The 261-nt window shown below is 32.6% G+C and carries 1 protein-coding gene; it reads right to left on the bottom strand.

Annotated elements, in window-relative coordinates; translation table 11 throughout:
* Positions 1–261: transposase (locus ACH2AZ_RS12550; RefSeq protein ID WP_394908108.1), on the bottom strand; the 261-nt coding region annotated here is incomplete at both ends.

A 261-nucleotide genomic window follows, 5' to 3' on the forward strand; every position in this document is an offset into this window, starting at 1 on the left:
ATATCAGCAATAATGTCTTGCTGAAAGTCTTTCTGAAACTCCAGTTCCTCAATCTTTTCCTTTAACTTTTTAATTTCGTCGTTTTTACTCATACCATTACTTTGTTGTACTAAGGTACTGTATTTTCTTAACCAATAGGTAATGGTTGTTCTAGGAACATCATATTTTTTGGAAGCTTGCGTGTTAGAGATGTGTCCGGTTAGAATTTGGTCAACGACTAAAAGTTTGGTTTCTAGATTGACTTTTTGATAGCTTTTTTTT

Origin of the sequence: uncultured Mesonia sp., from assembly GCA_947499595.1 — a bacterium.
Lineage (GTDB): Bacteria > Bacteroidota > Bacteroidia > Flavobacteriales > Flavobacteriaceae > Mesonia > Mesonia sediminis.